Annotated in this window: 2 protein-coding genes and 1 pseudogene; 1 reads left to right on the top strand and 2 read right to left on the bottom strand. The window is 50.7% G+C overall.

Features of this window, described 5'->3' with window-relative positions:
* Positions 1-518 (bottom strand): annotated as a pseudogene (locus A6049_RS32215) (A/G-specific adenine glycosylase); the annotation flags it as partial.
* Between the two features lie 55 nt (positions 519-573).
* Complete coding sequence (gene acpS, locus A6049_RS32210) at positions 574-993, bottom strand: holo-ACP synthase (RefSeq protein ID WP_063568463.1); 420 nt, start codon at positions 991-993, stop codon at positions 574-576.
* A 186-nt stretch (positions 994-1,179) separates the two neighbouring features.
* Here acpS and A6049_RS32205 point away from each other — a divergent pair, with 186 nt between their 5' ends.
* Positions 1,180-1,995, top strand: a complete 816-nt coding sequence (locus A6049_RS32205; RefSeq protein ID WP_063568462.1) for an alpha/beta hydrolase — start codon at positions 1,180-1,182, stop codon at positions 1,993-1,995.
* The last annotated feature ends 35 nt before the right edge of the window (positions 1,996-2,030 follow it).

Genomic DNA, 2,030 nt, shown 5'->3' with positions numbered 1-2,030 from the left:
TCTCCCGCGAGCTCTTCCATCAACACCCGGGTGCTGCCCTTCATAATGTCCTCATCAATGAGGAAGTATCGGGACAGGACCCGCATCACATTGCCATCCACCGCTGGCTGCGGCTGGTTGAAGGCAATGCTGAGAATGGCCCCGGCTGTATACGGGCCCACCCCTTTTAACGCAAAGACTGCCTGCTTGTCCTGCGGCATCTCTCCACCGTGCAGCTCCATGACTTGTCTGGCAGCTGCCTGAAGATTGCGGGCACGCGAATAATATCCGAGCCCCTCCCAATTTTTCAAGACCTCTTCTTCCGGTGCTTCAGCCAAAGCCTGTACAGTCGGAAAATTCCCAATAAAACGGTTGAAATACGGAATCACCGTATCCACCCGAGTCTGTTGCAGCATAATTTCCGATACCCACGTGAAATAAGGATTGTTGTGGCGACGCCACGGCAAATCCCGTCTGTTGACCATATACCAATCCAGCAAATTCACGCTGAAATGTCGTTTCTGTTCCAATAAACCCATATTCCCGTCCTCTCCTGTTACCATGCTTACGTTCTTCACACGTTCTCCCACATTGTTACTGTTCAGATTCAGGCAACGTCTTCCCCATCTGCTCTACAATAGCAAAGGCCGCAGCCAGCTCCGTCTGGTGCGTAATACTCAAATGAATATCATACTGCTTGCCGTATGGCAGTTGCAGTCGTTCCCATGCTTCATCAGACAGTGCGGCAACGGGACGTCCTTTCGCATCAGGCAGCACTTCAATGTCGGTAAAACTCATCATGCTCCCAATGCCGCTGCCAAATGCCTTGGATACCGCTTCCTTCGCTGCAAATCGACCAGATACAAACTCTACCATCCGTTTTCCCCGATGATCCGCAATCTCCCGCTCTGCATGCGTTAAAATCCGCTTCATAAACGCTTCGGCGTGTTGACCTGACAACAGCCTGCGCATACGCCCAATCTCCAGTACGTCATTTCCAATGCCATATATCATTAACGCTTCACCCGCTTAACCTTTTATGCTGTAAACGATCTCCATTCGGTCATCTGATCCATAACTTATCCGAACACGTATTCTATTGTAGCAGGAGGCGCTCATGGATGCGAGTACCTCCGTCCACATTACCATTTATGTTAAAATATGAATCGGGAATAGAAGAAACTTTAGGAGGAATAAGATATGTCCACAGCATTTGAACTGCCTGCAGGCGAAGATGCCGTCATTCGCGGAAATATATTCACTGCACGGCAACCCGCTCAAGGAATCATTATCCTAGCTCACGGTTACAAAGGCTTCAAAGACTGGGGCATGTTCCCCTACACTGCATCGCAGCTAAGCGAGAACTATCACGTCCTGACCTTCAATTTCTCTCACAACGGAGTTGGAGAAGATCTGGAGCAATTTTCTGAACTTGAAAAGTTTGCAGTCAATACGTACAGCCGGGAGCTTGCCGACTTGGCAACACTGCTTGATTATGTGTCCACACAGCCAGAACTCCACGGACTGCCGGTATTTCTACTTGGACATAGCCGCGGTGCTGGCGTAAGCCTCGTGTACGCACTGGATCATCCCGAACAGATTGCAGGCGTACTCTCATGGAACGGCGTAACCAACTTGGATCTCTTTACCCCTGAGCAAAAAGAAGAAATGCGCACACAGGGCCGCAGCCATGTCACGAACGGGCGAACTGGCCAGCAGATGCCTCTGGACGTGTCCATTCTGGAAGACTTGGACGTGCATAAGGAGCGTTACGCAATCATTGATCGTTTGGCTTCTTCCCCTCTGCGTGTGGCACTTATTCAGGGAACAGAGGACGGCACACGGCTGCGTGACGGCTCGGACGCACTGGTTCAGGCTCGCCCGGATATCCCGTGGCACCAGATTCCCGGCGGTAATCATACTTTTAATACTGTGCATCCATTCAAGGAATCGACGACGCAGCTTGAGCAGGCGATCGCCGAAACACTTCGCCAGATCGCAACTTGGATGAACTAATCTTGCATAACAAAAAGAGTCGCTGCCTTATGCAG

The sequence above is a fragment of the Paenibacillus sp. O199 genome, assembly GCF_001636635.1.
Taxonomy (GTDB): domain Bacteria; phylum Bacillota; class Bacilli; order Paenibacillales; family Paenibacillaceae; genus Paenibacillus; species Paenibacillus marchantiae.
This window is presented reverse-complemented; position numbering and strand designations above follow the sequence as displayed.